Raw genomic sequence first — 1,189 nt, 5'->3', positions numbered from 1 at the left:
CCCGTTCCCATGCCGAACACGGAAGTTAAGCGCTTCAGCGCCGAAAGTAGTTGGGGGTCTCCCCCTGTGAGGATAGGACGCTGCCAGGCTGTTTATTTTTTTGAAAAAATTATTGACTTTCTTCTTGAGGAGACTTAAAATAGGTAAAGTCGATACAGTAATTATTTAAAACGGTCCCGTGGTGTAGTGGTTAACATGTCTGCCTGTCACGCAGAAGATCGCGGGTTCGAATCCCGTCGGGACCGCCATTTTTTTATTTAATTTAATAAGTTGGCTTTGTAGCTCAGTTGGTAGAGCAAAGGACTGAAAATCCTTGTGTCGGCGGTTCGATTCCGTCCAAAGCCACCATTTACAGCGCCGGTGTAGCTCAGTTGGTAGAGCATCTGACTTGTAATCAGAGGGTCGAGGGTTCGAATCCTTTCGCCGGCACCATTTTTCTCATGGCGGTTGTGGCGAAGTGGTTAACGCACCGGATTGTGATTCCGGCATTCGAGGGTTCAATTCCCTTCAGCCGCCCCATTTTTTAAAAATTAATGAGCCATTAGCTCAGTTGGTAGAGCATCTGACTTTTAATCAGAGGGTCGCAGGTTCGAGCCCTGCATGGCTCACCATTTCTCATTAATTTCTATACTTAAATACTTTATATGCGGGTGTGGCGGAATTGGTAGACGCGCTAGACTTAGGATCTAGTGTCTTTGACGTGGGGGTTCGAGTCCCTTCACCCGCATCTCTAATCTAATTTTATATTGCGGAAGTAGTTCAGTGGTAGAATACGACCTTGCCAAGGTCGGGGTCGCGGGTTCGAATCCCGTCTTCCGCTCCAATTATATGCGGTCGTGGCGGAATCGGTAGACGCGCTAGGTTGAGGGCCTAGTGGTGGTTAACACCGTGGAGGTTCAAGTCCTCTCGACCGCATTAATGCACCCTTAGCTCAGCTGGATAGAGCGTTAGACTACGAATCTAAAGGCCGGGAGTTCGAATCTCTCAGGGTGCACCATTTATAACGGGAAGTAGCTCAGCTTGGTAGAGCACTTGGTTTGGGACCAAGGGGTCGCAGGTTCGAATCCTGTCTTCCCGACCATTTCTTAATTCAATTTGGTCTTTGAAAACTGAACGATGAGGCAAAAAAAGTTTTACAATTTTTGAATGAAGCGCAAGCTTCGTCATTTTTAAAGAGCTATATCAAATT

The 1,189-nt window shown here is 47.0% G+C and carries 10 tRNA genes and 1 rRNA gene; all 11 read left to right on the top strand.

Annotation, left to right across the window (positions count from 1 at the left end):
* Window positions 1–89 (top strand): 5S ribosomal RNA (gene rrf / locus KNP71_RS15700); the annotation flags it as partial.
* Window positions 90–172: 83 nt separating this feature from the next.
* Window positions 173–248 (top strand) — tRNA-Asp (locus tag KNP71_RS15695).
* A gap of 24 nt (window positions 249–272) precedes the next feature.
* Window positions 273–348 (top strand) — tRNA-Phe (locus tag KNP71_RS15690).
* An 8-nt stretch (window positions 349–356) separates the two neighbouring features.
* Window positions 357–432: transfer RNA gene (locus KNP71_RS15685), tRNA-Thr, on the top strand.
* Between the two features lie 11 nt (window positions 433–443).
* A tRNA-His gene (locus KNP71_RS15680) sits at window positions 444–519 on the top strand.
* A 16-nt stretch (window positions 520–535) separates the two neighbouring features.
* Window positions 536–611, top strand: a tRNA-Lys gene (locus KNP71_RS15675).
* A 35-nt stretch (window positions 612–646) separates the two neighbouring features.
* A tRNA-Leu gene (locus KNP71_RS15670) sits at window positions 647–727 on the top strand.
* Between the two features lie 21 nt (window positions 728–748).
* Window positions 749–823, top strand: a tRNA-Gly gene (locus KNP71_RS15665).
* Between the two features lie 7 nt (window positions 824–830).
* Window positions 831–915, top strand: a tRNA-Leu gene (locus tag KNP71_RS15660).
* A gap of 5 nt (window positions 916–920) precedes the next feature.
* Window positions 921–997 (top strand) — tRNA-Arg (locus KNP71_RS15655).
* Window positions 998–1,004: 7 nt separating this feature from the next.
* A tRNA-Pro gene (locus KNP71_RS15650) sits at window positions 1,005–1,081 on the top strand.
* The last annotated feature ends 108 nt before the right edge of the window (window positions 1,082–1,189 follow it).

The sequence above is a fragment of the Exiguobacterium sp. s56 genome (assembly GCF_018618255.1).
Classification (GTDB): domain Bacteria; phylum Bacillota; class Bacilli; order Exiguobacteriales; family Exiguobacteriaceae; genus Exiguobacterium; species Exiguobacterium chiriqhucha.
This window is presented reverse-complemented; position numbering and strand designations above follow the sequence as displayed.